27 protein-coding genes, 1 pseudogene and 1 riboswitch are annotated in these 23,350 nt (G+C 70.9%); of the genes and pseudogenes, 16 read left to right on the top strand and 12 right to left on the bottom strand.

The features are described 5' to 3' along the window. Genes Q7X29_RS09045 through Q7X29_RS09035 form a run of 3 tightly spaced genes read right to left on the bottom strand, consistent with a single transcriptional unit; the run spans nt 1 to nt 3,518 of the window. Nucleotides 1–1,521, bottom strand: coding sequence for an aldehyde dehydrogenase family protein (locus Q7X29_RS09045; RefSeq protein WP_316573793.1), 1,521 nt, complete (start codon nt 1,519–1,521; stop codon nt 1–3). Between the two features lie 27 nt (nt 1,522–1,548). After that, nucleotides 1,549–2,607, bottom strand: coding sequence for a PDR/VanB family oxidoreductase (locus Q7X29_RS09040; RefSeq protein ID WP_316573792.1), 1,059 nt, complete (start codon nt 2,605–2,607; stop codon nt 1,549–1,551). A 17-nt stretch (nt 2,608–2,624) separates the two neighbouring features. After that, a complete protein-coding gene (locus Q7X29_RS09035) occupies nt 2,625–3,518 on the bottom strand; it encodes a metal-dependent hydrolase (RefSeq protein ID WP_316573791.1) in 894 nt (297 codons plus the stop codon). A 97-nt stretch (nt 3,519–3,615) separates the two neighbouring features. Here Q7X29_RS09035 and Q7X29_RS09030 point away from each other — a divergent pair, with 97 nt between their 5' ends. After that, nucleotides 3,616–4,230 (top strand): TetR/AcrR family transcriptional regulator, encoded by a 615-nt coding sequence (locus Q7X29_RS09030; protein ID WP_218717950.1) that lies wholly within the window; start codon nt 3,616–3,618, stop codon nt 4,228–4,230. A gap of 39 nt (nt 4,231–4,269) precedes the next feature. On the opposite strand, the gene Q7X29_RS09025 is transcribed toward Q7X29_RS09030, so the two are convergent. After that, nucleotides 4,270–4,731, bottom strand: coding sequence for a VOC family protein (locus Q7X29_RS09025; RefSeq protein WP_218717951.1), 462 nt, complete (start codon nt 4,729–4,731; stop codon nt 4,270–4,272). 93 nt (nt 4,732–4,824) lie between these two features. Here Q7X29_RS09025 and Q7X29_RS09020 point away from each other — a divergent pair, with 93 nt between their 5' ends. Genes Q7X29_RS09020 through Q7X29_RS09010 form a run of 3 tightly spaced genes read left to right on the top strand, consistent with a single transcriptional unit; the run spans nt 4,825 to nt 7,491 of the window. Further along, the gene (locus Q7X29_RS09020; protein ID WP_316573790.1) at nt 4,825–5,799 is read left to right on the top strand and encodes a helix-turn-helix transcriptional regulator; all 975 of its coding nucleotides are present in this window, start codon (nt 4,825–4,827) and stop codon (nt 5,797–5,799) included. Between the two features lie 34 nt (nt 5,800–5,833). Then, entirely contained in the window at nt 5,834–6,721 is an 888-nt protein-coding gene (locus Q7X29_RS09015; RefSeq protein ID WP_316573789.1) for an alpha/beta fold hydrolase, read from the top strand. 14 nt (nt 6,722–6,735) lie between these two features. Next, nucleotides 6,736–7,491: a MerR family transcriptional regulator gene (locus Q7X29_RS09010; protein ID WP_316573788.1), complete on the top strand. Its 756-nt coding sequence runs from the start codon at nt 6,736–6,738 to the stop codon at nt 7,489–7,491. A 22-nt stretch (nt 7,492–7,513) separates the two neighbouring features. Here the strand turns inward: Q7X29_RS09010 and Q7X29_RS09005 are convergent, their stop codons facing one another. Next, nucleotides 7,514–8,023, bottom strand: coding sequence for a universal stress protein (locus tag Q7X29_RS09005; protein WP_316573787.1), 510 nt, complete (start codon nt 8,021–8,023; stop codon nt 7,514–7,516). A 157-nt stretch (nt 8,024–8,180) separates the two neighbouring features. On the opposite strand from Q7X29_RS09005, the gene Q7X29_RS09000 reads away from it, so the two are divergent. From Q7X29_RS09000 to Q7X29_RS08990, 3 genes are all read left to right on the top strand, one after another. Beyond that, nucleotides 8,181–8,750 carry a TetR/AcrR family transcriptional regulator gene (locus tag Q7X29_RS09000; RefSeq protein WP_316573786.1) on the top strand — a complete coding sequence of 190 codons (570 nt, stop codon included), beginning with the start codon at nt 8,181–8,183 and terminating at the stop codon, nt 8,748–8,750. 72 nt (nt 8,751–8,822) lie between these two features. Beyond that, nucleotides 8,823–9,845, top strand: a complete 1,023-nt coding sequence (locus Q7X29_RS08995) for a medium chain dehydrogenase/reductase family protein (RefSeq protein ID WP_316573785.1) — start codon at nt 8,823–8,825, stop codon at nt 9,843–9,845. 130 nt (nt 9,846–9,975) lie between these two features. After that, nucleotides 9,976–10,476 carry an ABC transporter permease gene (locus tag Q7X29_RS08990; RefSeq protein WP_316573784.1) on the top strand — a complete coding sequence of 167 codons (501 nt, stop codon included), beginning with the start codon at nt 9,976–9,978 and terminating at the stop codon, nt 10,474–10,476. Nucleotides 10,477–10,527: 51 nt separating this feature from the next. On the opposite strand, the gene Q7X29_RS08985 is transcribed toward Q7X29_RS08990, so the two are convergent. After that, nucleotides 10,528–11,328, bottom strand: coding sequence for an alpha/beta fold hydrolase (locus Q7X29_RS08985; RefSeq protein ID WP_316573783.1), 801 nt, complete (start codon nt 11,326–11,328; stop codon nt 10,528–10,530). Nucleotides 11,329–11,560: 232 nt separating this feature from the next. Between Q7X29_RS08985 and Q7X29_RS08980 the strand changes: the two genes are divergently transcribed. Together Q7X29_RS08980 and Q7X29_RS08975 are read left to right on the top strand one after the other, a co-directional pair. Further along, nucleotides 11,561–11,758: a three-helix bundle dimerization domain-containing protein gene (locus Q7X29_RS08980; RefSeq protein ID WP_316573782.1), complete on the top strand. Its 198-nt coding sequence runs from the start codon at nt 11,561–11,563 to the stop codon at nt 11,756–11,758. Between the two features lie 80 nt (nt 11,759–11,838). After that, the gene (locus tag Q7X29_RS08975) at nt 11,839–12,828 is read left to right on the top strand and encodes an Acg family FMN-binding oxidoreductase (protein ID WP_316573781.1); all 990 of its coding nucleotides are present in this window, start codon (nt 11,839–11,841) and stop codon (nt 12,826–12,828) included. 5 nt (nt 12,829–12,833) lie between these two features. On the opposite strand, the gene Q7X29_RS08970 is transcribed toward Q7X29_RS08975, so the two are convergent. Both Q7X29_RS08970 and Q7X29_RS08965 read right to left on the bottom strand, forming a co-directional pair. Then, complete coding sequence (locus Q7X29_RS08970; RefSeq protein WP_316573780.1) at nt 12,834–14,516, bottom strand: SulP family inorganic anion transporter; 1,683 nt, start codon at nt 14,514–14,516, stop codon at nt 12,834–12,836. Nucleotides 14,517–14,560: 44 nt separating this feature from the next. Continuing rightward, nucleotides 14,561–14,818, bottom strand: coding sequence for a hypothetical protein (locus Q7X29_RS08965; RefSeq protein WP_316573779.1), 258 nt, complete (start codon nt 14,816–14,818; stop codon nt 14,561–14,563). Between the two features lie 234 nt (nt 14,819–15,052). On the opposite strand from Q7X29_RS08965, the gene Q7X29_RS08960 reads away from it, so the two are divergent. Further along, nucleotides 15,053–15,910 carry a universal stress protein gene (locus Q7X29_RS08960; protein WP_316573778.1) on the top strand — a complete coding sequence of 286 codons (858 nt, stop codon included), beginning with the start codon at nt 15,053–15,055 and terminating at the stop codon, nt 15,908–15,910. Nucleotides 15,911–15,923: 13 nt separating this feature from the next. Here Q7X29_RS08960 and Q7X29_RS08955 read toward each other — a convergent pair whose 3' ends face one another. Next, a complete protein-coding gene (locus Q7X29_RS08955; protein ID WP_316573777.1) occupies nt 15,924–16,631 on the bottom strand; it encodes a hypothetical protein in 708 nt (235 codons plus the stop codon). Between the two features lie 153 nt (nt 16,632–16,784). Continuing rightward, nucleotides 16,785–16,966: riboswitch (M-box (ykoK) riboswitch) on the top strand. A 136-nt stretch (nt 16,967–17,102) separates the two neighbouring features. Here Q7X29_RS08955 and Q7X29_RS08950 point away from each other — a divergent pair. Beyond that, a pseudogene (locus Q7X29_RS08950) lies at nt 17,103–17,522 on the top strand (MgtC/SapB family protein); the annotation flags it as partial. Nucleotides 17,523–17,598: 76 nt separating this feature from the next. Further along, nucleotides 17,599–18,180, top strand: coding sequence for a TerD family protein (locus Q7X29_RS08945; protein ID WP_218717965.1), 582 nt, complete (start codon nt 17,599–17,601; stop codon nt 18,178–18,180). Here the strand turns inward: Q7X29_RS08945 and Q7X29_RS08940 are convergent, their stop codons facing one another. Further along, nucleotides 18,181–19,035 carry an AraC family transcriptional regulator gene (locus Q7X29_RS08940; RefSeq protein WP_218717966.1) on the bottom strand — a complete coding sequence of 285 codons (855 nt, stop codon included), beginning with the start codon at nt 19,033–19,035 and terminating at the stop codon, nt 18,181–18,183. Between the two features lie 79 nt (nt 19,036–19,114). Here Q7X29_RS08940 and Q7X29_RS08935 point away from each other — a divergent pair, with 79 nt between their 5' ends. The 3 genes from Q7X29_RS08935 (at nt 19,115) to Q7X29_RS08925 (ending at nt 20,724) form a co-directional block, all read left to right on the top strand. Further along, complete coding sequence (locus tag Q7X29_RS08935) at nt 19,115–19,714, top strand: carboxymuconolactone decarboxylase family protein (RefSeq protein ID WP_316573776.1); 600 nt, start codon at nt 19,115–19,117, stop codon at nt 19,712–19,714. A gap of 120 nt (nt 19,715–19,834) precedes the next feature. After that, nucleotides 19,835–20,170, top strand: coding sequence for a hypothetical protein (locus Q7X29_RS08930; RefSeq protein WP_316573775.1), 336 nt, complete (start codon nt 19,835–19,837; stop codon nt 20,168–20,170). 41 nt (nt 20,171–20,211) lie between these two features. Further along, the gene (locus Q7X29_RS08925) at nt 20,212–20,724 is read left to right on the top strand and encodes a DUF1990 family protein (RefSeq protein WP_218717968.1); all 513 of its coding nucleotides are present in this window, start codon (nt 20,212–20,214) and stop codon (nt 20,722–20,724) included. A gap of 7 nt (nt 20,725–20,731) precedes the next feature. Here the strand turns inward: Q7X29_RS08925 and Q7X29_RS08920 are convergent, their stop codons facing one another. Further along, nucleotides 20,732–21,769 carry a beta-ketoacyl-ACP synthase 3 gene (locus tag Q7X29_RS08920; protein WP_218717969.1) on the bottom strand — a complete coding sequence of 346 codons (1,038 nt, stop codon included), beginning with the start codon at nt 21,767–21,769 and terminating at the stop codon, nt 20,732–20,734. An 89-nt stretch (nt 21,770–21,858) separates the two neighbouring features. On the opposite strand from Q7X29_RS08920, the gene Q7X29_RS08915 reads away from it, so the two are divergent. Beyond that, nucleotides 21,859–22,440 (top strand): TetR/AcrR family transcriptional regulator, encoded by a 582-nt coding sequence (locus Q7X29_RS08915; protein ID WP_218717970.1) that lies wholly within the window; start codon nt 21,859–21,861, stop codon nt 22,438–22,440. Here the strand turns inward: Q7X29_RS08915 and Q7X29_RS08910 are convergent. After that, nucleotides 22,437–23,333 (bottom strand): alpha/beta hydrolase, encoded by an 897-nt coding sequence (locus tag Q7X29_RS08910; protein WP_316573774.1) that lies wholly within the window; start codon nt 23,331–23,333, stop codon nt 22,437–22,439. The genes Q7X29_RS08915 and Q7X29_RS08910 overlap by 4 nt on opposite strands. Between the last annotated feature and the right edge of the window lie 17 nt (nt 23,334–23,350).

Genomic DNA, 23,350 nt, shown 5'->3' with positions numbered 1-23,350 from the left:
TTACCGATTCCTTCCGTGCAGCGCAGTGACCAGGCGATCGACGATCGCGTCGGTGGTCTCGCCGCGGGTGAATGTGGTCAGGGCCAACGGCAGGGCGAAACGCTGCCGGGTGGTGGCCTTGGCGTAGGTGAACTCCTTGAGTCCGTCCTCGCCGTGCACGCGACCGAAGCCGGAGTCGCCGACGCCGCCCAGCGGCAGGCGCGCGATGGTGGCATGGGCGACATAGGCGTTGATGGAGGTGCCGCCCGCGCGGATCCGGTCGGCGATGCGCCTGCCGTTGCGGCGCGAGAAGACCGTGCTGCCGAGGCCGTAGGGGCCGGCGTTCACGCGCTCGATCGCCTCGTCCATATCCCGCACCCGCGCGACCGTCAGCGTCGGGCCGAAGGTCTCCTCGGTGACGGCGACCGCGTCCTCGGGGACATCGACCAGGATGGTGGGCTGCACGAACTGCCCGTCGATCGCGTCGGCACCACCCAGCAGGGCGCGTGCCCCGCGAGCCAGCGCGTCCTCGATGTGGTGACGGATGATCGCGATCTGCTTGCCCATCGTGATCGGCCCGATCTTCGCCGCACCCGTGCCCGCGCGCAGCTTCCGCGCGTGGGCGAGGAGCTTCGGGAGGAACTCGTCGTAGACGTCGGTGTGGACGTACACGCGCTCCACGCCGAGGCAGGTCTGGCCCGCGTTGGACATGCCGCCCCACACCGCGGCGTCTGCGGCCGCGTCCAGGTCGGCGTCGGCATCGACGATCAGCGCGTCCTTGCCACCGAGTTCCATCAGCACCGGCGTCAGGGTCTCCGCGCAGGCGGCCATCACCCGCTTGCCGGTGGCGGTGGATCCGGTGAAGCCGATCTTGCCGACCCCGGACCGGCACAGGGCCGCACCGGTGTCCCCCAGGCCCGTGATCACCTGGAACACCGGCTGTTCCGGCACGACGGCCGCGAACCGGCCGGCGAGCCAGTGCCCGACGCCCGGGGTGTACTCACTGGGCTTGAACACCACCGCGTTGCCCGCCGCGAGCGCGAACGACACCGAACCCAGCGGGGTGAACACCGGGTAGTTCCACGGGCCGATCACCCCGACCACCCCGAACGGGCGGTACTCGAGCGTGCATTCCTGATTCACGGCGAGCAGGCCGGGCCGCACCGCGCGCGGGCCGAGCACCCGCCGCGCGTTGCCCGCCGCCCACGCCAGGTGCTCGAGCGCCATCGCGATCTCGAGCCGGGCGTCCGCGAGCGGTTTGCCCATCTCCTGATGGATGAGCTGGGCGAGTTCGGCTCGCCCCCGGGTGATCTCGCCCCGCCAGGCATCCAGTCGGCGGGCTCGCTCGGCGAAGCCGATCCGCGACCACCAGTCCGCGGCCCGGCGGGCGTCGGCGACCGTGGCCGCGACCTCGGCCGGGGTGCGGATCGGATAGCTGCCGACGACGGCGCCGGTCGCGGGTGAGATGACGTCGAAGGTCGCATCATCGCGCGCGGGTTCGGCGGGCGTGGGTGTTGCCGACGGGAGTGTTGTTCGCCCCATGGACGACCTTTCTCGTTCGTGCCCTGCTCAGAGATCGAGGACCAGGGATTCGCCTGCCGCGCGGGAAACGCAGGTCAGCATGTGATCGCCGCGCTCGGCGTCGAGGAGTTTGCGGTCGCGGTGGTCGACCTCGCCGGCCAGGACCGCGACCTTGCAGGTGCCGCAGAACCCCTGCCTGCACGAATACAGCGCGTCCGGCCGCACCCGGGTGATGGCCGCCAGCGCGGTCTCGTCGGCGCCGACCCGGACCGTGCTGCCCGACCGGGCCAGCGTCACCTCGAATTCCCTGCCGTCGATCACCGGCGGCGCGGAGAAACGCTCGGTGTGCAGCGATCCCGTCGGGTTGACGGTGAAGGCGTGCCGGTGCGCGGCGTCGAGGACGGGCGGCGGACCGCAGACATAGATCGCCGCGCCGGGGGCGGCCCGGCCGATCAACGCGCCCACATCCGGGGTGCCGAACTCGTCGTCGGGACGGATGTCGACCCGGCCGCCGAGGACGGCCAGTTCGTCGAGGAACGGCATGGTCGCCCGCGAGCGGCCCAGATAGACCAGCTGCCAGCGCGCCCGCGCGCGAGCCGCCGCCCGGACCATGGGCAGGATCGGGGTGATGCCGATGCCCGCCGCGACGAACAGATACGACGGCGCGGCGATGAAGTCGAACGCGTTGCGCGGACCACGAATTCGCAGCGTGTCGCCCACCGCCAAGCGGTCGTGCACCTCGATCGAGCCGCCCTCGCCGTCGGCGATGCGGCGCACCGCGATCCGGTAGTGGCGGCGATCGTCGGGGTCACCGCACAGGGAGTACTGACGCTGGGCTCCCGAGGGCAGCACGATGTCGAGGTGCGAGCCGGGCCGCCACGGCGGCAGCGGTGCGCCGGTCGGCGAGGTCAGCGTCAGGCTGCGGACATCGACCGCTACCGACTCGATCCCGGCGACGGTCACCGCGATCTCGAAGTCGTCGTGCCGCACCGGATTAGGTCGCGAGATCAGCGAGGCCGCGCGGCCCGCGACGAACAGCTGCCGGTAGCCGTCGGCGACGGCGCCGATCGCCCGCAGGGCGACCGGCGGGGTGTACCGCTCCGCCATCGGAGTCACCGTGGCCGTCACCGCGCGGCCGCGCGGGCGGCGGGCGAATGCGCGAGGTAGCGCAGCGCGCGATCCATCGGCCCCAGCTGGGAGGGATGGAAGCCCGGCCGCAGGTAGCGCGGGATCTCGCTGAGGAACAGGCCGAAATTCGGCACGATGCCGCGCGCGGTCGCCCGGGCCAGCTGCACCGGCCAGAACGGACCCTTGTGCGGCGCGGGGTCCTTGGCGTAGAGGTAGGCCGAGGAGACCAGGAAGGTGGCCAGCAGCGACACACTCGCCGCCACCGCCGTGCGCGCCTTGCGCACGTAGCCGCCGTCGACATACATGTACGCGTCGTAGACCACGCTGCGGTGTTCGACTTCCTCGGCGCCGTGCCAGCGGATCAGATCGAGCATGGTCGGATCCATGCCGAGGTCTTCGAAGGTGTCGTTCTCCAGCAGCCATTCACCGATGACGGCGGTGTAGTGCTCCATCCCGGCGAACAGCGCGAGCCGTTCCTTGAGCCATTCCTCCTTCGCCCGGCCGGTGAGGCCGTGGTCGCCGAGGATGCGATCGACGAACCAGGCGAAGGTCCGCACCATCGAGTCGACGTCGAGGCCAAGGGCCTGAAGGTGATCGCGCGCGTCGGCGTGGCTGCTGGCGTGCATCGTCTCCTGACCGACGAAGCCCTGCACCTCCTCGCGCAGCCGCTGGTCGTCGATGTAGGGCAGCGCCTCGGCCAGCGCTCGAGCCATCGCCCGTTCGCCTTCCGGCAGCACCAGGTGCATGACATTGATGACGTGGGTCGCGAAGACCTCGCCCGGGATGTAGTGCATCGGCACATCACCGAAGTCGAAGTGCACGTCGCGTGCGTGGATCGCGTGCGCTTCCTCGCGGTGATGACGCCTCGTTGCGTCAGCGGAGTGAGCCATGCCTCAACCGTACGATGCAACACAAATGATTGCAATGTTGCAGCAACAAATTGTGTGGATATGTTGCATCGGGCGCCGAGTTGCTACCGTGGTCGACATGACCGCGGCGTCCCCCACCTCGACGAACACCCCGGAAACCGACGATTCCGCCGCGGCGCGCATCCTCGACGCGGCGCTGGTCCAGTTCGAACAGGTGGGCGTCAAGAAGACGACGATCGAGGACATCGCCCGCCAGGCCGGGGTCGACCGGGCGACCGTCTATCGCCGGGTCGGCTCCCGCGACGACGTGGTCACCGCGGTGTTCGCGCGGGAGGTCGCGCGCGTGCTGGCCGATCTGCGGAGCCTGCCGAGCAGGCACGACAACCTCGACGACCTCGTCGCCGACATCCTCGTGACCGTCATCGGCCGGTGGCGCGAGCACCCGCTCGTGCAGCGGCTGCTGGTCCTGGAACCGGACCGGGTGATGCCGCACCTCACCACCGACAGCGCGTCGACCTTCACGATGTCGATCCTGACCACCGAATCGATGCTCCGGGACGCGATCGCCGCCGGGCTGCTGGCCGAGACGCCGGACCTGCTGGCCCGCGCCGAGGTGCTGTGCCGCGTGGTGCACTCGATGATCCTGGCGCCGACCGGCCTGCTCCCGCTGCGCACCGACGACGAACTCGACGCGTTCGCGCGGACCTATCTGGTACCGATCATCAGTCGCTGACCCGCTGCCGGGCCGCGTCGGCCCGGCAGACGGCTCCCGTCAGTCGAGGCAGAATTCATTGCCTTCGGGGTCGGCCATCACGATGAATCCCGCGCTCATCGGCGGCTCGGGCTCGAAGCGGCGCAGGCGGGTCGCGCCCAGCGCGACGAGCCGTTCGCACTCGGCTTCCAGAGCAGCCATCCGCTCGTCGCCCTGTAGCCCCGGCGCCGCGCGCACGTCGAGGTGGACGCGGTTCTTGGCGACCTTGCCCTCGGGCACCCGCTGGAAGAACACTCGCGGGCCGTGTCCGTCCGGGTCCTCGATCGCCGAGCGGGTGTTGCGCTGATCCTCCGGCACGCCGATCCGGGCGAGGAAGTCGTCCCAGGCCGCCAGCGGATCCGCGCCCTCGGGCAACTCGACACCGGGCGGGCCGGGGTGCACATAGCCGAGGACCTCGCGCCAGAAGGTCGACAGCGCCTTCGGGTCGGCGGCGTCGAAGGTGATCTGGAGATGGCGGCTCATCGGGTTGCTCCCTTTCGTTCGGCTGATTCGCTTCGCCTACTCTGACAGCAATAGCGGACAGACCAGGTCCGCTATTGCTGACAGGCTGACGAGATGACGACCGCGGACCACGAACGAGGGCAGACCGAACGGGTACTCACCCTGCTCGGACTGCTTCAGCAACGGCAGGTATGGACCGGCCCCGAGCTGGCCGAACGGCTCGGAATCACCCCGCGCACGGTGCGGCGCGACATCGAGCGGCTGCGCGCGCTCGGTTATCCGGTGCGGGCCGGACACGGGGTCGGCGGCGGGTACCAGCTCGGTCCCGGCCAGGACCTGCCGCCGCTGCTGCTCGACGACCAGGAGGCGATCGCCACCGCCGTCTCCCTGCTGGTCGGCGCGGGCGGGGCGGTCACCGGCGACGGTGCGTTGCGCGCGCTGACCAAGCTCGACCGGGTGCTGCCGACCCGGCTGCGGCACGAGGTGCGCGCGCTGACCGGGTCGGTGGAGTCGTTCGGCACCGGGCACACGCCGGTGGATCCCGACGTGCTGATCACCCTGGCCAGGGCCTGTCGCGACGAGGTCGAGGCGGCGTTCGACTATCCGTCCGCCGGGGCGACGCGGCGCAGGCGGGTCGAACCCTATCGCCTGGTCGCCTCGGATCGGCGCTGGTATCTGTTCGCCTACGACCTCGACCGGGCCGACTGGCGCAGCTTTCGCGTCGACCGGATGGCCGAGGTCGCCGCGCGCACCTGGCGGTTCCGCCCCCGCGCGGCGCCGGACGCGGCGACCTACGTGCAGGAGGGCGTGGCGAGCCGGGTCTACGCCGAGCAGGCACGCTTTCTCGTCCACGCCACCGCCGACACCGTCCGGGCCCAGCTCCCCGGCTCCACCGCCGTGGTCCGCGAGCGCGACCGGGATTCGTGCGAAATCCTCAGTGGTGCTGCCGATCTCGACATCTTGCTGATGCGGATCCTGCTGCTCGGCCACGACTTCGAGGTGCTGGAACCCCTGGATCTGGCGGCGCGCTGTCACACACTGGCGGACCGGCTGCGCGCGGCGGGCACCCCGATCCCGGAGCGGGGTTGACCTTGACCCTGCGTCAGGGTTGGAGAGTGGGCGCATGACGAACTTCCGCACCTCCCCGCAGCACCGCGTCCCGCCGGTCGGCGCGTTCCAGGAGATCGACGGCCGCCGCCTCTTCGTGCTCCGCTCGGGCAGCGGCGGGCCCGCGGTCGTGTTCCTGCCGGGAGCGAGTGCCGTCGGCCTGGACTACTTCGGTGTCCAGCAACAGGTTTCGCGGTTCACCACCGCCGTCGTGTACGACCGCGGCGGCACCGGCTACAGCGACGCGCTGCCGCTCCCGCGCACGGCGGGCGCGGTCGCCACGGAACTGCGGGAGCTGTTGCGCGCCCAGGGCATTCCCGGCCCGTATGTGCTCGCCGCCCACTCCCTCGGCGGGTTCTACGCGCATCGGTTCGCACAGTTGCACCCGGGCGAGGTGGCGGGGCTGGTCTGGCTCGATGCCCTCCACCGCGACTGGGACCAGTACGTGCCCAGCGGCGCGCGCCTGGCCGCGACCGAGCGACTCGGTCCCGATCTCGCCGAGCTCGCCGAGCTGCGCCCGGCCATGCGCGCCATGCGCGCCGAACTGCTCACGGACTTTCCGGCCGAGATCCGGGACGCGCTGCTCGACGCCAAGGGCAGCGACGCGTGGCTGCGCACCGGCATGACCGAACGCCGCACCCTGGTTCCGCTCGCCGCCGAATTGCGGGACGGGCCCGGCCTTCCGGACGTGCCGGTGATCGCCCTGACCGTGGTTCCCGGCGACCCGGCCGAGCGGGAACTCGAGGACGCCAAGACGCGGATGGACGCGGCGCTGGTCGGCGCGGTCGCGCACGGCGAGCAACGCCTGCTCACCGACACGTTCCACCATCGGCTCTGCTTCGATCGCCCGGACGCCGTGGTCCAGGCGATCCGGGACGTCGTCGACCGGGCGGCGCGCCCCTAGACTCGGCGCCGACGATGTTCGACGACCCGAGGGGAACGGTGCTCACGATCGGCCAGCTCGCGACGACGGCCGGGGTGACCGTGCGCGCCGTGCGCCACTACCACCACGTCGGCCTGCTGCCCGAGCCCGACCGCGATGCCTCCGGGTATCGCCGCTACAGCGCACAGGCGGCGGTGGATCTCATCCGGATCAGGACCCTGGCCGATGCCGGGGTGCCGCTGGCCCGCATCGACGCGCTGCTGCACGCCCAGCCGACCGAGTTCGCCGCCGCCGTCACCGCCATCGACGCCGAGCTCCAGCGCAAGATCGACCAGCTCACCGACTACCGCCGCCGGATCGCCGCGCTCGACAGCGGCGAGAGTCTGGTCCTGCCCGCCGAGGTGGTCACCCTGCTGAACCGGATGCGCGCACTCGGCATCAGCGAACGGCGGGTGCGGCTCGAACGCGACTCCTGGATCCTGTTGCAGGCCATCGACCCCCGCGTCCTCCCCCAGCGCGTGCGCGAGAAGAACACCGACCTCGACGACCCGGAGACGACGCGGATGTTGCTGGCCTGCGACCGATCCGTCGACTGGGACCCCCGCGATCCGCGCCTGGACCAGCTCATCGACGACCTGGACGCCTGGGAGATCGCCCACGCCGGTGACACCGCCCGCCCGGCGAACCACCTCATCACCACCCACATCGCCGGCGCCTCCCCGGCCTGGCGGCGCATCGTCGAAACCCTCGCCGACCGCGCCGAGCGACGCCGAGGCACCCACGACGGCTGAGCCACCCGGCCGGAGTCCGACTTCAGTCGCCGGGTCCCGCCGGGACCAGCAGCACCGGGCGGTGCGCGTGGTGGACGAGGTGGGCCGAGACCGACTCCCCGAGCAGGCGTTCGAGGAGGGATCGCAGGCCGGGCCGGGGTGCGCCGATCACGATCATCGACGCGTCGTAGGTCTCGGCGAGGGCGTCCAGCACGCGCGCGGGATTGCCGCGGCGCGCGTAATAGGTCCAGTTGCCGGGCCATTCGGCGAGCCGGGCGCAGGCGGCGGCGCGTTCGCGGTCGACCATGGCGGCGACCGTGTCCTCCCACTCCGCCGCGTCGGGGTCGTCGGGCAGATCGTCGGCGTCGATGACGTGGACGACGTGCAGATGGGCGTCGAGCCGGGCGGCCAGGCCGATCGCGACGCCCAGCGCGACCTCGCCGGCCCGGTGCCGGTCGTAGCCGACCACCAGATGTGTGGAAGCCACCGAGGCGCCCGGTGGACCGTCGACGCGCAGCACTTCGCCACGATTCCCCGCTCGCCGTTCGGTCATCGATCCTCCAGAGATATCCGGTCGGGCCCGCCTGGGCGGGCACCCGTTACCCCGTACTCCCATCATGCGCCCTGCGGTCGACGACCGAAGCAGGCGACGGACGTCGTCACCACGTCGGGATTGACGCCCCGAAAAGAGTGAGTGTACAGTCACTCACATGAACAAGAGCGGAGCCACCCTCTCCAAGTCGGACGTGCGGCGCGATGCCGTGGTCGATGCCGCGATCGTCGAGTTCGCCAGGACCGGGTATCACGGCACGCCGATCAGCACGGTGGCCGCGACGGCTCAGATCTCGCCCGCGTATGTCTTCAAGCTGTTCCCCGGCAAGGTCGCCCTGTTCGTCGCGGCGCTCGAGCGGTGCTTCGACCGGATCGTGGCGGCCATGTCCGGCGGCGCGGCGAGGTCCACCGGCGAGAGTCCCGAACAGATCCTCTACGACATGGGCGGCGCCTACGCCGAGCTCATCGGCGACAAGAGCCTGCTGATGCTGCAGGTCCACGCCCAATCCGTGGCGGACGTGCCGGAGATCGGCGCGGCACTGCGCGACGGATTGGCCCGGGTGACCGAGCTCGCCAAGCAGCGCTCGGGCGCGGCCGACGAATACGTCCAGCGCTTCATCGCCTTCGGCCAGCTCTGCCATCTGATCACCACCCTCGGGCTCGACGGCGACAACAGCGCCTGGGCACAGATCGTCACCGCGGGCATCCGCCACCCCAAACCCCGCTGAACCCCGATGCCCCTCGCGGGGCATTTTTTCGACCCAACGAGTGATTGACCAGTCACACACTAGGAGTATCGCATGTCCATCACCGCCACCGAGATCGTCCTACCCGGCCGCGTCGAACCCGAGGGCCTGCTGATCACCCAGCGCGAACTGCCCGCGCCGTCCGCCGGGCAGGCCCTCGTCCGGGTCGAGGCCAGCGGAGTGTCCTTCGCCGAACAGCAGATGCGGCGCGGCAAGTACTACGACCAGCCGCCTTTCCCGTTCGTGCCGGGCTACGACCTGGTCGGGACAGTCATCGCGGTCGGGACCGACGTCGACCCGGCGCTGATCGGCACGCGGGTCGCCGCGCTCACCAAGATCGGCGGCTGGGCCAGTCACACCGTGCTCGACGCGGCCGACCTGGTGCCGGTGCCCGCCGCGCTCGATGCCGCCGAGGCGGAGACCTTCGTCGTCAACGGAATCACCGCCTGGCAGATGCTCTTCCGGACCGCCCGCGTCCGCGCGGGACAGACGATCCTGGTGCACGGCGCCAACGGCGGGGTCGGTTCGACGCTGGTGCAGTTGGCCCGCGCCAACGGAATTCAGGTCATCGGGACGGCCTCGGCCCGCCACGCCGAGGCCGTGCGCGCGCTCGGCGCGACCTGGGTGGACTACCGCGGCGACGTGGCGCAGCGGGTTCGGGCGCTCGCGCCCGGCGGGGTGGACGCCGTGTTCGACCATGTCGGCGGCCCCGGGATCGCCGACTCGTTCGCGCTGCTCGCGCCGCACGGCACGCTGGTCTCCTACGGCACCGCGGCCACCAAGAACGACGAGGGCGATTCCCGGCTGCCCGTGCTGAAGCTGTTCGCGCGACTGATGCTGTGGAACGTGTTGCCCAACAAGCGCAATGCGCACTTCTTCGATCTGTGGGCGGGCAAGCGCCGCCAGGCCGCCTTCCGCGCCCGCGTCACCGAGGACCTGGGCCAGGTCTTCGCACTCGCCGCCCGTGGCGACCTGCGCGCCCAAGTCGCCGCGCGCATCCCGCTCACCGAGGCCGCCCGTGCCATGACGCTCGCCGAGTCCCGCACGGTCGTCGGCAAAGTCGTCGTCGTCGCCTGATCCGTTCCGCCCACACCCAGGAGATCCGTGATGTCCCAGCTCATCTCGCCTACCGCCCCCCCCCCGACCGTCCACCCTGCGTGTCCTGCTCGACAACCGGCCGTCCTACCTGAGTTTCGGGCTGGCCTGGTTGCTCGGGCACGGCGCCTACGCCCTGTCCCACGGCGCCGATCCGCTGGTGCGGCTGCCCGCGGCGGCGCCGAGCGCGCTGCTGATCGCGGGGCTGCTGATCGCGATGGTGATCACCAGCGTCGTCACCATGCGGGCCCAGCGCGGCGTCACGGGGGCCGACGCGGTCGTCGGCCAGCTGCTCGCGGCGTCGTGGCTGGTCGGGTTCGGCGCGCTGTTCTTCGTCATCACCGCGCTGAGTTCGGCACTGGCCCGAGACGATCTGAAGATGCTGCTGTGGCCCACCGGTTCGGGCCTGATCGTCGGCCTGCTCTATCTCGCCGGCGGCGCCGCCTACCGCGACGTCCTGCAATACGCGCTCGGCGCCTGGCTGGCCCTCACCTCCACGGCCGCCCTCCTCCTCGACGGCGCGAGCCCGTACTGGGTGCTGGCCGTCGCGGGCGGCGGCAGCTACCTGCTCGCCGCGGCGATCGAACCCCGGCGGCGGGCCATGGCCGCCTGACGCCACTCCCCCGACTGCCCGCCCGGCCACGCCGCGCGGGCAGTCGGCGGGTCAGCTCCCGGCGGCCCGCTCGATGACCTCGGCCACAGCCTGCGGCTGCGCGACGAGAGAGGCGTGCGAGGCGGGGATCTCGCTCGTGGTGGCGCCGATCCGGCCCGCCATGAAGCGCTGGGACGCGGGCGGGATGACCCGGTCCTCGCCGGAGACCAGATACCAGCTCGGCAGGTGCTGCCAGGCGGCGGGACCCGACAGCTCCAGGTTGGCGGCGACGGCGATCGAGCGCTGGTGGGCGATCATCTCGGCGGCGGTCGCGTCGTCGACGTCCTGGGCGAACACCTCGTGGAACGAGGCCGGATCGACGTAGCCGTCGAGGTTCTTGCCCGCGACGCCCTGGCTGTCGTCGACCAGCTCGAGTTGCAGGACCGGGGGCAGCAGCCTGCTGCCGGGGAAGCGGATCGGGTCGAGCAGGAGTTGGGTCGGTTCGCCCGGCACCGGGGCGAAGGCCGCGATGTAGACCAGGGCGGTGACATCGGGATCGTCGACATTGGTGATCACCGCACCCCCGTAGGAGTGGCCGACCAGCACGATCGGCCCGTCGATCCCGGCGATGGCGCGCTCGACGGCCGCGGCGTCGTTGGCCGGTCCGCGCAGCGGATTGTCCGGCACGACCACGCGATAGCCGTCGGCGCGCAGGGCGGTGGCGACACCGTCCCAGCTGGTGGTGTCGGCGAACGCGCCGTGCACCAGCACCACGGTCGGGTTCTCGGCGGCCAGGGCGGGCGCGGCGGTGAGCACGCAGGCGCTCAGCCCGGCGGCCAGCGCGACGGCTGTAGTCGGTCGGATTCTGCTCATGATCGGTCTACCTCTCCCGGCGATCTCGGATTCAGTTGACGTGCGGCGCGGATCCGGGCGACGTGGCGACATCGGCGATCGCCCGCCGCCCAGTATCGTCGTGCCCCGGCGGGCCCCGCGCACCGGACCACCTCCACGGTCGCCCGCGGGACCAGGTACCGCTCCGGCAACATCTGGCAAACGATCCGCGCGATCCATTGACCCCCGATCGACCCACACTGACCATGGACTCATGGCCACCGACGAAGCCCAGCAGATCGACGAAGTCGTCATCCGACTCACGCAGCGATATCCCGGCATCGCCCCCGAATACATCGCCGACACCGTCCACACGGCCTACGACCGATTCGCCGACGTGCACGTCCGCGACTTCGTTCCGCTGCTGGTCGAGCGCCGCGCCACCCGCAGCCTGTCCGCCCCACCGGCCTGAGCCGATGAGTGACTTCGGTCCCCGCCGAAAGGGCGTAACGACCGTATCGGCCGCGGGCATCGCGAATCAGGCTCGATGACATGACCGAGCAGCCGGTGCTCCCGATCCCCGACCATCCCACGGTGCGCGCGGCGATCCGGCTCGGATGCCGGGCACCGTCGGTGCACAACACCCAGCCGTGGCGCTGGGTCTTCGACGGCACCACCCTGGAGCTGTGCCGCGACACCACCCGCGGGCTGACGGCCGCGGACCCGACCGGACGCCAGGCGGTGATCAGCTGCGGGGCGGTGCTGCACCATGTGCGGACCGCGTTCGCCGCGGCCCACTGGCACACCGACGTCACCCGGCTGCCCGAGCCGGATCGCCCGGATCTGTTGGCCCGCGTCCGGTTCCAGCCGTGGCCCGATCCACCGATCGGCGAGCTGCGCCGCGCGGAGGCGATCGACCGCCGCTACACCGACCGGCTGCCGATGGCGGCACCGATCGGCTTGTCCTCGGTCATGTCCACCATCGGGGCACTCGTCGCGCCGCACGATCTGGATGTGGATCTGCTGCCGGAGGACTCGCGCCCCCGGATGACCACCGCGTCCGAGCAGGCGAGCGCACTACGCCAGTACGACAGGCAATACCAGGCCGAACTCCGCTGGTGGGCTGGACATTCCGACCAACCCGACGGCGTGCCGCCCACGGCGCTGCCCTCGGAATCCGAGCTGGCCCGGGTGGGCGTCGCGCGCGCGTTCCCGGCACCGGGGCGCTCGGCGCGTCGCGGAGATCTCGACGACGATCACGCCCGCCTGGCCGTGCTGACCACCGGCGCGGAGTCCCCGCTGGACTGGCTGCGCGCGGGTGAGGCGCTCTCGGCGGTGCTGCTCGAGTGCACCGCGTCGGGCCTGTCGACCTGCGCGCTGACCCATATCACCGAACTCGCCGCGAACCGGCGCCTGCTGGCCGGTCTGGCCGGGCGGCCCGGTGTCCCGCAGGTCGTCGTCCGGATCGGCATCGCCCCCGTCGACGTGCGCCGTCCGCCCACGCCGCGTCGACCGCTGGCCGAGGTACTCACCGAGAAGTGACACCGCTACGTGGCCTTCCGGAAGGCCTCGATCGCGGTCGGCAGGGTGGGAAACAGGCGATCGGTGCCGACGCGCTCGGTGAGACCGGCCGCGTCCAAGTCGTCGCGCAGATCCTGTTTGACCCGGGCCATCGCGAAAACCACACCGCGCGCGGCCAGTTCGTCGCGAACCTGCTCCACGGCGTCGAGGGCGGTGAGGTCGACCTCGACGTTGGCTTCGGCGTTGAGCACGAACCAGCGCACGGGTTCACCGCTGCGCTCGGCCCACCAGTCGACGGCGGCCAGCGCGCGCTTGCGGAAGTCCTCGGCGTTGGCGAAGCACAAGGGCGCGTCGTAGCGGTACACCACCAGTCCGGCAAGGGGTTTCGCCTCGGGATAGTCGTCCACGTCGTGCATGCCCTCGAGGCCGGGGACGAAACCGAGGATGGCGTCGTGCCCGCGCGCGATCCGGCGCAGCAGGTCGAACACCGACAGCGCGATCGCAACGAGCACGCCGTAGAGGACACCGAACACCAGCACCGCGACGACGGTGCCGAGCGCGAGAAGGAGTTCGCTGCGCCGGAACCGGGCGATCCGGCGGAACTCCCGCACATCGATCAGCCGCAGCGCCGCGTAGACGACCAGCGCGCCCAGCGCCGCCATCGGGAACTCGGCCAGCACCCCGGTCGCGCCGAACAGCACGATCAGCACTGCGGCGAGGGTCACCAGGGCGTAGAGCTGGCTGCGGGCGCCCATCAGGTCGGCGATGGTGGTGCGGCTACCGCTGCAGCTCACCGGGAATCCGTGGGTGAACGCGGCCGCCACATTCGTCGCGCCGAGGGCGGCGAGCTCGGTATTGGCCTGGATCCGCTCGCCGTGCCGGGCGGCGAAGGCCCGCGCGGTCAGCGCGTTGTCGGAGAAACCGACGACCGCGATGCCCGCGGCGGGTAGCACCAGGGCCGCCATATCGGCGAACGCGAGGGCGGGCAGACCCGGCGTCGGCAGGCCTGCGGGCACCTCCCCCACCACCTCGATACCGAAGTCCTGCAACGAGAACACCGACACCGCCACCGTCGCGGCCAGCACCGCCAGCAGCGGCCCCGGCGCCCGCGGCGCCCACTTCGCCAGGATCAGCAGGGCGACCAGGACGGTGCCGGCCAGCAGGGCGGTCGCCGGATGCCACGCGGCGATACCGGCCGCGAACGAACGCACCTGCTCGATCACCGAGGTGCCGGCCACCGGCACGCCGGTGACCCGCCCCAGCTGCCCGGCGATCATCAGCCCGGCGGTGCCCGCCAGGTAGCCGACCAGGACCGGCCGCGACAGCAGATCGGCCAGCACCCCGAGCCGGGCCACCGCGCCCACCAGGCACAACGCCCCGACCAGCAGGGCGAGTAGCGCGGCCAGCGCGGCATAGCGCGACGGGTCGCCCGCGGCCAGCGGCGCCAGCGCGACCGCGGTCAGCAGCGCCGTCGTCGACTCGGGGCCGACGGAGAGCTGCCGCGAGGTCGCCAGCAGCACGTACACCGCCAGCGGTGCGATCGTGGCCCACAGCCCGACCACGGGCGGCAGCCCGGCGACGGTCGCGTAGGCCATCACCTGCGGGATCAGGTACGCGGCAACGGTCACACCCGCGACCACGTCCGACCGCAGCCAGGCGCGCTGATAGTTCCGGAACTGCCGCAATCCGGGCAGTACGTGCTCCAACACAGTGCCGATATTGTGCGCCGTCGCGCGCGTGGGCGGCGGAGACGTCACCGGATCGGGACGCGAGTCTCCGATCCCCCCGACCACGAGCCGGACTTCGTCTCGATCGCGGACCTCGGGCCCGTGCTCACCCTGCCGCTGCGCGCGAACGGACCGGTCACCGGCGTCCTGACCACCGTGCTGCCGACCGCGACCGGATCGCGCGCGGGCTGGGGTACCGCGGTGAGCAACGTCGTGCGGCACGCGAAGGCGCGCACGGTCGCGGCGGAACTCGTGGTGTGCGACGAGGTGACCGACGACGGCATCGGCGTCGCCCCCCGAGGTGATCCGGCGCAGCGGGCCGGCCGATCCGGCTGCCAGGGCCGCGGCCGCGGGCGCGGGCGGTGCCTTCGCCGCGATCACACGGCCCGAGGGCGGCACCCTCCTACGCTGGTCGGCGCCGCTGGGCTGAAGGGACCGAAGTCCCTGGCGCTCAGGTCCTGCGGCCCTGTTCCGGCGCGAAGCCCGGAACGCAGGGTGAACGGGACAGAGAGGCCGTCATGTCCCTTTCCGAACACTCTTGCCGCCCGGTCGTCGTCGGTGTCGATGGTTCGGCACAGTCGCTGTTCGCGGTGCGCTGGGCCGCGGCGTACGCCGCCCACCATCGAGCGCCGCTGGTGATCGGCTACGCCGTCGAGGTCCCGATCGAGTACGGGCCCGGCCTCAGCGGTCCGCTCTTCGACGGTGCGGCGCTCTACGCTCACGGCGAATCCGTGGTCGCGGAGGCGGCGGCGCTCGTCGCCGCCGATCAGCTCGTCGTGAACACCTTCGTCGAGGTCGGTGACGCGCGCGCGGTGCTGCGGGACCGCAGCGAGCGGGCCCGGCTGGTGGTGGTCGGCAGCCGGGGACTCGGCGCCCTGCGGCGCACCCTGCTCGGCTCGGTCAGCACCGCCATCGCCCGGCACGCGTCCTGCCCGGTGGCCGTGGTGCCGGAAGCGCCGGTCGCCGGCGGCGCGGTGGTGGTGGGCGTGGCCGGTTCCGGCGCCGACGCGGACGCGATCGCGCAGGGCTTCGACGAGGCGAGCCGACGCGATGTCCGGGTGATCGCGGTGCACGCCTGGTCGGAGTTCTTCCGCTACGACTCGCGGGCGACGATGCGCGCCGAGGCCGAGGCCGAGCTCTCGGCGAGCCTGGCGGGCTATCGCGAGAAGTACCCCGACGTGCGCGTCGAGCGCATCGTCGTCGAGGACCGCCCGGCCAGAGCCATCCTCACCGCCGCCGCGGGCGCCCAGCTGATCGTCGTCGGCAGCCACGGCCGCGGTGGTGCCGCCCGCACCACCCTCGGCTCGGTCGCCCAGGCCGTCCTCCACGGCACCACCCGACCCCTCCTCATCACCCGCCCGGAGTCCCTGCGCTGACCGCGTCCCTTCCTCACCGTGACTCGGTCTGCGGGCGTGGTGTCCCGCCCGGCACGCCGGCCTCCCTGGCGAGGTCGGCGAGGAAGGATTTCCAGGTGAACAACGCGACACCCGCCGAGCAGGCCGTGTCGCGGGCGTCGGGGCCGAACCCCCTGGTCGCGGGGTTGCTCGACGCGATGGAGTCGAGGGCGAGCGTGCGGTGTTCGGCCACGAGTCCGCTCACCTCCTCGGCGGACAGTTCGGGTTCCTTCGTGATCACGACCCGCCTGGTCCGGGCGTCCGCGGCTCGGAGCACGATCTCGTACGCCCGCTTCGCGATCCGGCCGAAACTCTCCACGCCCGTATGGCCGGCGAACCCGTTCTCGACGAAGACACGTTCCTTCGTCCGCGCGCTCGCCACATCCTCGTGACGCAGCGCGAACAACAGGTCGCCGAGAGATCCGATCCCGATGCCGAGCATGTCGGCACGGTGGTAGGTCTGATGCGCGATCGGACTCGACCGCGTTCCCACCACGAAGTCGACTTCCGGGACCTGCGTACAGATCGCATCCAGATCCGCGGCGGTGAAGTCGGCGGGCGAGCGCTCCAGGCACAACACGGTGGCGGGCGAGAGACCGTGTGTCCGCTCGACGACCAGCACCTGCTCGCCCCGCAGGTGCACCTTGTAGGTGGCTTCCCTGGACTCCTCCACCTTCTCGGCAATCCACTCGCGTGTGCCCATCTCACCCCTCGAAAATCGTCTGAACCCGGCGAGGAAAGCGAAGGCTGCCCGCATCGATTGTAGATTGCGAAACATATTGGTAATCAACGTAACTCGGGAAATACACAAACTGGGTTGCGGGAATCGGTAGCCGGGGGTTTACTGGTGGGCGCAAGGTGCCGTCGTTCGCTGAGGCTCCTTCACGGATACAGGCCAGCGACCCCGAACGTCGAGAGACGCCCCGGGTCAGGACAGGTTTCCCCGGCTTAAGGGGTTGCCCCGATTGGCTCCCGGCACCGAGCGGTGCGCGGGTTCACGCCGTCGAGTGCCGAAGGTCTTACGAGGAAGTGGCAGCGGCCGGGAGGTCGCGTGAGGAGGTGGTTGTCGTGCCCGACGGAAGTCATAGAGCTGTGCTGTCCCTCGTTCACACGGTGATCGCCGCCGCGTCCGCGCGCTGAGCGACACCGCCGCACGCCGGAAGGTGTGGTCGTCATGTCGACTCTGGAAATGCTGCTCCGCCTCGGCGCGGGGATCGGTCTCGGTGCGCTGATCGGGATCGAGCGTCAGTATCGTGCCCGGATGGCCGGGCTGCGGACCAATGCGCTCGTCGCCGCCGGGTCCGCGTTGTTCGTTCTCCTGTCCGCCAACGGTTTTCACGGCGCCGATGCCGATCCGACGCGGGTGGCGGCGCAGATCGTCTCCGGCATCGGGTTTCTCGGGGCCGGGGTGATCCTGCGCGACGGCGTCAATATCCGCGGCTTGAACACCGCGGCCACGCTGTGGTGCGCGGCGGCGGTGGGCGCGCTCGCCGGCGCGGGCATGTACGCCACCGCGGCGGCGGGCACGGTCGCCGTCGTCGTCACCAACGTGGCGCTACGGGCGGCGGGACGCGCGGTGGACCGGCAGCCGGAGCCCGAAACAGCCGCGCACCGGTCGGTGTGAATTCTGTTGCCCTGCAGCCCGCTCCACCAGTCCGTAGCCTGGAATCGTGATTACGCTGAAGAAGGAAGACGGCGCGGCCGACCTCGCCGGCATCACCAAGATGAGCGTGGGGGTGAGCTGGGACCCGTCGGCCGGATCCAGCGGCGGGCTGCTCGGGATCGCGCGGCGCAAGCGCGGTGTCGACCTGGATCTGATCGCGGTCCTGTTGCAGGGTGGGGAGCCGGTCCGGTTCGCCGGATTGGATTCCCTGAACCCACTGGGCAACGGCGCGGTGGTGCACACCGGTGACGAACAGACCGGTGCGGCCGCGGGCGACGACGAGACCGTGCACGTGACCTTCGCCGATGTCCCGCCCGGCATCGACGCGATCGTGTTCGTCGCCGCCGCCTTCAAGAAGGGGTCCTCGTTCGAGAAGGCCAACAACGTCTCGTTCAAGATCTACGACGCCACCGGCGCCGACAGCCAGCCGGTCGCCGACATCTGGCCCTCCCTGCTCGGCCAGGAGAACGCCAACGCGATCGCCAGGGCGTTCCGCAACGGCCCGGTCTGGCAGCTGGAAGTACTCGACCGCAAGGGCAAGATCAAGCAGGGCGACCGCCAGGCCCTGCTGCGCTTCGCGATCCAGTAGTCAGTCACCCAGCTCGGCCAGCCAAGCCGTCGGCGACCTGCCGACCCGCTGGGTGAACACCCGCGACAGGGCCGAGCTGTTGGCGTAGCCGAGCTCGGCGGCGACGGCTTTCACCGAGTGCCCGGTCTGCAGACGCAGCTGGGCGAGCGTGAGCCGCCACGCGGTCAGATAGTCCAGCGGCGTCTGCCCGAGGACGGCCCGGAAGCGGGCGGCGAAGGCACTGCGCGACATGGCGGCGTGCCGGGCCATGCTCGCCAGCGTCCAGTTGTCGCCCGGCGCTTCGTGCATCGCGAGCAAGGTGGGGGCGAGCTGGGGATCGGCGATCCCGGTGAGCAGGCCGGGCGGCATCGCGATGTCGTCCGGGTGGTCGAGCAGCCAGCGCAGCAGTTGCAGGAGCACCACTTCGAAGAGGCGATCCGCGAGCACCCGATGTCCGCACCGATGCCGGTCGATCTCGCCGAACAGCAACTCCAGCGCCTGATCGAGCCCGTCGACCCGCGCGAGCGGAACGACCACCACCGCGGGCAGCGCCCGGGCCAGGGGATGGTTCGACCCGCCATCGAAATCGACTGTGGCACAGGCGAAATCATTATCGCCGTGGGCATCGGTATGGAAGATGTGCGCCAGCGGCCGGGGGTAGAACAGCACGCTCGGCTCGGCCACCGCCAGCCGCTGCGGCGCACCGAGCGGATCGCGATGCTCGACCGTCAGCGCGCCGGCGCGGATCAGGTGCAGGAACCCGCGCCCCTGCTCGGCACCGAATCGCGTGACGCCGCACAGCGGTCCGGTGTGCAGCACGTGCGCCCGCACCCGGAACTGTTCGAGCAGAGGTGACAGGCGATCGACCGAAGACATCCCTCAAAGTTAGACGATCCGGTAATCATCGCGGACTTTTCGTATCTATTCAGCCCGTATCGCCGACGAAGCTGGAGTCATGCCACGGCATCCGCCGGAGCCGATCGGCCCGGCGGCACCCCTGCACCACGGAGGAATCACCATGTCGCATGTCTCGCTCATCGCCCGGACCGACACCACGGGCGGCACGCGCGAGCTGCTCGATCAGATCGACGGCGCCTTCGGGACCACCCCGGCCATGTTCCGGGCGGTGGCGAATTCGCCCGCGGCGCTGCGCAGTATGTGGGGATCGTTCCAGGCACTCGGCGACGGCACCTTCGGCCCGGCACTGTCCGAACAGATCGCGGTAGCCGTGGCCAATCGCAATAGTTGCGAATACTGCCTGGCCGCGCACACCGGCCTCGGCCGCAAGGCCGGGCTGTCCACCGCGGCGCTGGCCTCGGCACAGGTCGGCGAGGCCGACGACCCCAAGACCGCGGCACTGCTCGGCCTCGCACTGGCGCTGGTCGAGCAGCGCGGAGCCGTCCACGACGAGCAGCTCGACCGAGCGCGCGCACTGGGCTGGACCGATGCCGACATCGTCGAACTCATCGCGCACGTGGCACTGAATCTGTTCACCAACTACGTGAACGTGGCGCTGCGCGTGCCGGTCGACTTCCCGGCCGTCGCCCTGCGCTAGCGCGCCCGCGATCCGCCGGGCGGACTGCCCGTCCGGCGGATCGGAGTGACTTTGCGAAGTTCGGTCAAGGGCACTCGATTTCCGTGTTCCCTGAATAGTTGCCGAGTTACCGTTTCCGGCATGGACGACATCGAGTTGGATTTGCCGAGCGTCGCTTCTGCCCATAACGCCGGACGAATTCTGGAAATCGGCGCGGTCGGTCTGCGCAACCCGCTTCCCGTCGACGGCGAGCGGACACACGCCTATGTTTCCTGCGTCGACGGCACCACCCTGCGGCTGCCGGATTCGCTGCAGAACTGGGCGATGCAGACCCTGGCGGCGAACTACGACCTACGCTCCACCGGCCTACCCTCACTGTTCCCGTGCCGGTTCGAATTCGGCATTCGCGACGGCGCCGCCTACGCGATCCCCGTCACCGAGAAGCGAGCCGGACGCACCCCGCAGCCGACCGCCTGACCACCCCACAGCGGCGGGCGCCGAGGCTTATCGTCGACCCTATGCCCGAGGCACTCACCTATCACCCGGCGGGGGCGACCTGCCCCGCCGAGCACTCCTGGACGGCGGAACTCCCCGGGTTCCGCCGGTTCGAGACATCGGTGGTGATCGGGCACGGCGATCGTGTCTGGACCGCCGCGACCGAAACCATCCTGCGCTGGGGCGTCAAGCGCCGCAGCGGCTTTCGCGTGGCGCCCGACACTCCCGTGGCGACGGGCGCCGACTACCGGATCACCGCGGGCATCGGCCCGCTCCGCGTGCACGAGCCGGTGCGGGTGGTGGCGGTCGTCGACACCGGCGACCGGTGCGGATTCGCCTACGGCACCCTGCCCGGCCACCCGGTGACCGGCGAGGAGGCCTTCGTGGTGCACCGGCGTCCCGACGGCACCGTGGTCCTCACGCTGCGGTCGCTGACCAGACCCGCGCAGGCGGGCTACTGGCGCGCGGTGTTCCCGATACTGCTACTGGCCCAGCGCTTTTACCGTCGCCGATACCTGCGCGCGCTGGTGGATTGAGCACCGCTCAGGCGAGGGGCGGCAGGTGCACGACCTGACCCGCGTAGGCCAGTCCCGCGCCGAAGCCCAGCAGCAGCGCGGTATCGCCCGGCTTCGCGCCACCGGAACGCAGCAGCTGTTCCATCGCCATCGGGATGGAGGCGGCGCTGGTGTTGCCGGTCTCGACGATGTCGCGCGCGACGGCCACCGATTCGGGCAGTCCGAGAGTGCGCACGAGCGCGTCGGTGATCCGGATGTTGGCCTGGTGCGGGACGAACGCGTCGAGGTCGGCCGCCGCCACGCCGGCGTTGTCGAGCGCGGCCCGACACGCCTTCTCCAGGAACGTCACGGCCCAGCGGAACACCTCGGTCCCGTTCATCCGGATGTACGGGCGCACCGAGGTGCCGCCGTTCGCCTCCGCTTCGGCGACCTCGGCGAAGTACTCGAGGAAGTCCTTGTCCTGCTTGATCGCCGAGGTCCGGCTGCCGTCCGAGCCCCACGCGACCGGGCCGATCCCCTCCTGCTCGGCCGCGCCGACGACCACCGCGCCCGCGCCGTCGGCGAAGATGAACGCGCAGCTGCGGTCGGAGGTGTCGAGCAGATCGGACAGGCGCTCCACGCCGATGACCAGGACCTTGCGAGCCTGACCGGAGCGCACCAGGTTCGCGGCGTCGCCGAGGGCATAGCAGAAGCCCGCGCAGCCGGCGGAGATGTCGTAGGCAGCGGTGTCGTCCATGCCGAGTTCGGTGGCGACGACGGCGCCCGCCGACGGGCCGAGCACCATCTGCGACGACGTCGCGAGCACGACGACGTCGATCTCCTCGGCCGCCACTCCGGCCGCCGTCAGCGCGTCGCGGGCGGCCGCGACGCTCATCCCGACGATGGTCTCGTCGGGCTCGGCCCAGTGCCGGGCGGCGATCCCGGAGCGGGTCTTGATCCACTCGTCGGAGGAATCGATGGCCTCGACGATCTCGGCGTTGGGCACGACCCGGCGCGGGCGATACACGCCGAGGCCGAGAATTCCCGTATGGGTGACCGGAACTGCGGTGGCGATGGGGGTGGGCATGGCATCCTCTCCATATGAACCGATCGGTTCACGCTGGAATAGGTCTAACATGGACCGATCGGTTCAATCAAGGGTTGAGAGGAGATCGGATGGCAGCCGGACCACGCGCCCGACTGATCGAACACACCATCAGCACCGTCCAGCAGCACGGCGTGCACGCCGCCGCGCTGAGTGAACTGCTCAAACGCAGCAACACCTCACGCAACTCGCTGTATCAGCACTTCCCTTCCGGCAAGGGCGAATTGGTGCAGACCGCGGGCCGGATCGTCTCGCGCCTGGTCTACTCGCACGTGAGCACCATGGCCGACGCGCTGCAGACGGCCCCTTCGGTCCAGCAGTGGCTGACCGATCTGCTCGCCTTCTGGCGCGTTCCGCTGGAGAAGTCCGACTACAGCGCGGGCTCGTTCATGATGGCCGCCGCGCTGGACGAACTCGACCCGGCGGTCCAGTCGATCGCGGGCCAGGCCTTCGCCGAATGGACCGCGCGCCTGGCCGACGGCATCGTCGCGACCGGCATCGAGCGCGCCACCGCCGTGTCGCTGGCCGGCTTCCTGCTCACCACCATCGAGGGCACGATCGTGCACAGCCGCGCGCTCAAGTCCCCGCACCCGTTCGATCAGGCGGTCACCCAGCTCACCATCCTGCTCAACCTGCACCTGTCCCAGCGTTAGAGGTGGGCGCGCAGCGTCTCGACGATGGTGCGACGCGCGGCGGCGCCCTCGGGGGTGGGGGTCAGCGGATAGACGTGAACCAGGCCGTCGACCTCGTGGTAATCGACCTCGACGCCGACCGCGCGGGCCTTGTCCACCAGCAGCCGGGTGTCGGGGTTGAGGATGTCGCAGGTGCCGCTGAACACGGTGAGCGGGCCGAGACCGGTGTGGTCGCCGAACAGCGGGCTGACCATCGGATCCTTCATCGGCAGCTCGCCGCTCCACAGTTCACCGAAGACCAGGCCGCCGTCGCGGCCCAGCCACGGATCGCGCGGCAGCACCTCGGTGATCTGCGGATTCTCCAGCGTGAGGTCCAGCGCGGGGGAGATCAGGACGGTCCGTGGCAGCGTGATCGAGCGGGTGTCGCGCAGGTGCAGGGCCGTCGACAGGGCGATCTGACCGCCCGCGGAGTCCCCGGCCAGGAAGGTGGTGCCGTGCTGCCGCACGCTCGCGGCAACGATCTCGGCGAAGCGCGGAATCACCTGCGCCGCGGTGCCGGACGGAATCAGCGGGTAGATCGGCACCGTGACGCTCAGCCGCAGCTGTGCGGCCAGCCGTGCCGCGAGCTGCCAGTGCTGCGGCGCGATCTCGCCGACCCAACCTCCACCGTGCGCGTAGACCAGGCCGCCGCGCGAGCGCCCTTCGGCCGGGGTGAGCGTGTAGACCGGCCAGCCGCGATCCTCGACCATCGACACCTCGACCCCGCGCAGGCGCTTGGGTGGGGCGTAGTCCAGCGGCGCCGCGCTCCGCTTGCGGACGTGTTCGCGCGCGGCCGCGGCGTCGATGTAGTGGCGATTGCGCCGGGTGATCCGCAGGAAGGCGGGGACCACGATCCTGCTCATGACACTGGGCACCGGCAACCTCCTGGTCA

The sequence above is a fragment of the Nocardia canadensis genome, assembly GCF_032656385.1.
Classification (GTDB): domain Bacteria; phylum Actinomycetota; class Actinomycetes; order Mycobacteriales; family Mycobacteriaceae; genus Nocardia; species Nocardia canadensis.
Note: the sequence above shows the minus strand (reverse complement) of the source record. Positions and strands in the feature narration are given on the sequence as shown.

Bases quoted from the DNA above. Each gene is read 5' to 3' on its own strand.
- Q7X29_RS08955 (WP_316573777.1), bottom strand. From the start codon at position 16,631: ATGGGCACACGCGAGTGGATTGCCGAGAAGGTGGAGGAGTCCAGGGAA.
- Q7X29_RS08915 (WP_218717970.1), top strand. From the start codon at position 21,859: ATGGCAGCCGGACCACGCGCCCGACTGATCGAACACACCATCAGCACC.
- Q7X29_RS09015 (WP_316573789.1), top strand. From the start codon at position 5,834: ATGACGAACTTCCGCACCTCCCCGCAGCACCGCGTCCCGCCGGTCGGC.
- Q7X29_RS09035 (WP_316573791.1), bottom strand. From the start codon at position 3,518: ATGGCTCACTCCGCTGACGCAACGAGGCGTCATCACCGCGAGGAAGCG.
- Q7X29_RS08965 (WP_316573779.1), bottom strand. From the start codon at position 14,818: ATGCCGTCGTCGGTCACCTCGTCGCACACCACGAGTTCCGCCGCGACC.
- Q7X29_RS09000 (WP_316573786.1), top strand. From the start codon at position 8,181: ATGAACAAGAGCGGAGCCACCCTCTCCAAGTCGGACGTGCGGCGCGAT.
- Q7X29_RS08940 (WP_218717966.1), bottom strand. From the start codon at position 19,035: ATGTCTTCGGTCGATCGCCTGTCACCTCTGCTCGAACAGTTCCGGGTG.
- Q7X29_RS08930 (WP_316573775.1), top strand. From the start codon at position 19,835: ATGGACGACATCGAGTTGGATTTGCCGAGCGTCGCTTCTGCCCATAAC.
- Q7X29_RS08960 (WP_316573778.1), top strand. From the start codon at position 15,053: ATGTCCCTTTCCGAACACTCTTGCCGCCCGGTCGTCGTCGGTGTCGAT.
- Q7X29_RS08980 (WP_316573782.1), top strand. From the start codon at position 11,561: ATGGCCACCGACGAAGCCCAGCAGATCGACGAAGTCGTCATCCGACTC.
- Q7X29_RS09030 (WP_218717950.1), top strand. From the start codon at position 3,616: ATGACCGCGGCGTCCCCCACCTCGACGAACACCCCGGAAACCGACGAT.
- Q7X29_RS09025 (WP_218717951.1), bottom strand. From the start codon at position 4,731: ATGAGCCGCCATCTCCAGATCACCTTCGACGCCGCCGACCCGAAGGCG.
- Q7X29_RS08935 (WP_316573776.1), top strand. From the start codon at position 19,115: ATGCCACGGCATCCGCCGGAGCCGATCGGCCCGGCGGCACCCCTGCAC.
- Q7X29_RS09045 (WP_316573793.1), bottom strand. From the start codon at position 1,521: ATGGGGCGAACAACACTCCCGTCGGCAACACCCACGCCCGCCGAACCC.
- Q7X29_RS09010 (WP_316573788.1), top strand. From the start codon at position 6,736: ATGTTCGACGACCCGAGGGGAACGGTGCTCACGATCGGCCAGCTCGCG.
- Q7X29_RS08985 (WP_316573783.1), bottom strand. From the start codon at position 11,328: ATGAGCAGAATCCGACCGACTACAGCCGTCGCGCTGGCCGCCGGGCTG.
- Q7X29_RS09005 (WP_316573787.1), bottom strand. From the start codon at position 8,023: ATGACCGAACGGCGAGCGGGGAATCGTGGCGAAGTGCTGCGCGTCGAC.
- Q7X29_RS08995 (WP_316573785.1), top strand. From the start codon at position 8,823: ATGTCCATCACCGCCACCGAGATCGTCCTACCCGGCCGCGTCGAACCC.
- Q7X29_RS08975 (WP_316573781.1), top strand. From the start codon at position 11,839: ATGACCGAGCAGCCGGTGCTCCCGATCCCCGACCATCCCACGGTGCGC.
- Q7X29_RS09020 (WP_316573790.1), top strand. From the start codon at position 4,825: ATGACGACCGCGGACCACGAACGAGGGCAGACCGAACGGGTACTCACC.
- Q7X29_RS09040 (WP_316573792.1), bottom strand. From the start codon at position 2,607: ATGGCGGAGCGGTACACCCCGCCGGTCGCCCTGCGGGCGATCGGCGCC.
- Q7X29_RS08920 (WP_218717969.1), bottom strand. From the start codon at position 21,769: ATGCCCACCCCCATCGCCACCGCAGTTCCGGTCACCCATACGGGAATT.
- Q7X29_RS08925 (WP_218717968.1), top strand. From the start codon at position 20,212: ATGCCCGAGGCACTCACCTATCACCCGGCGGGGGCGACCTGCCCCGCC.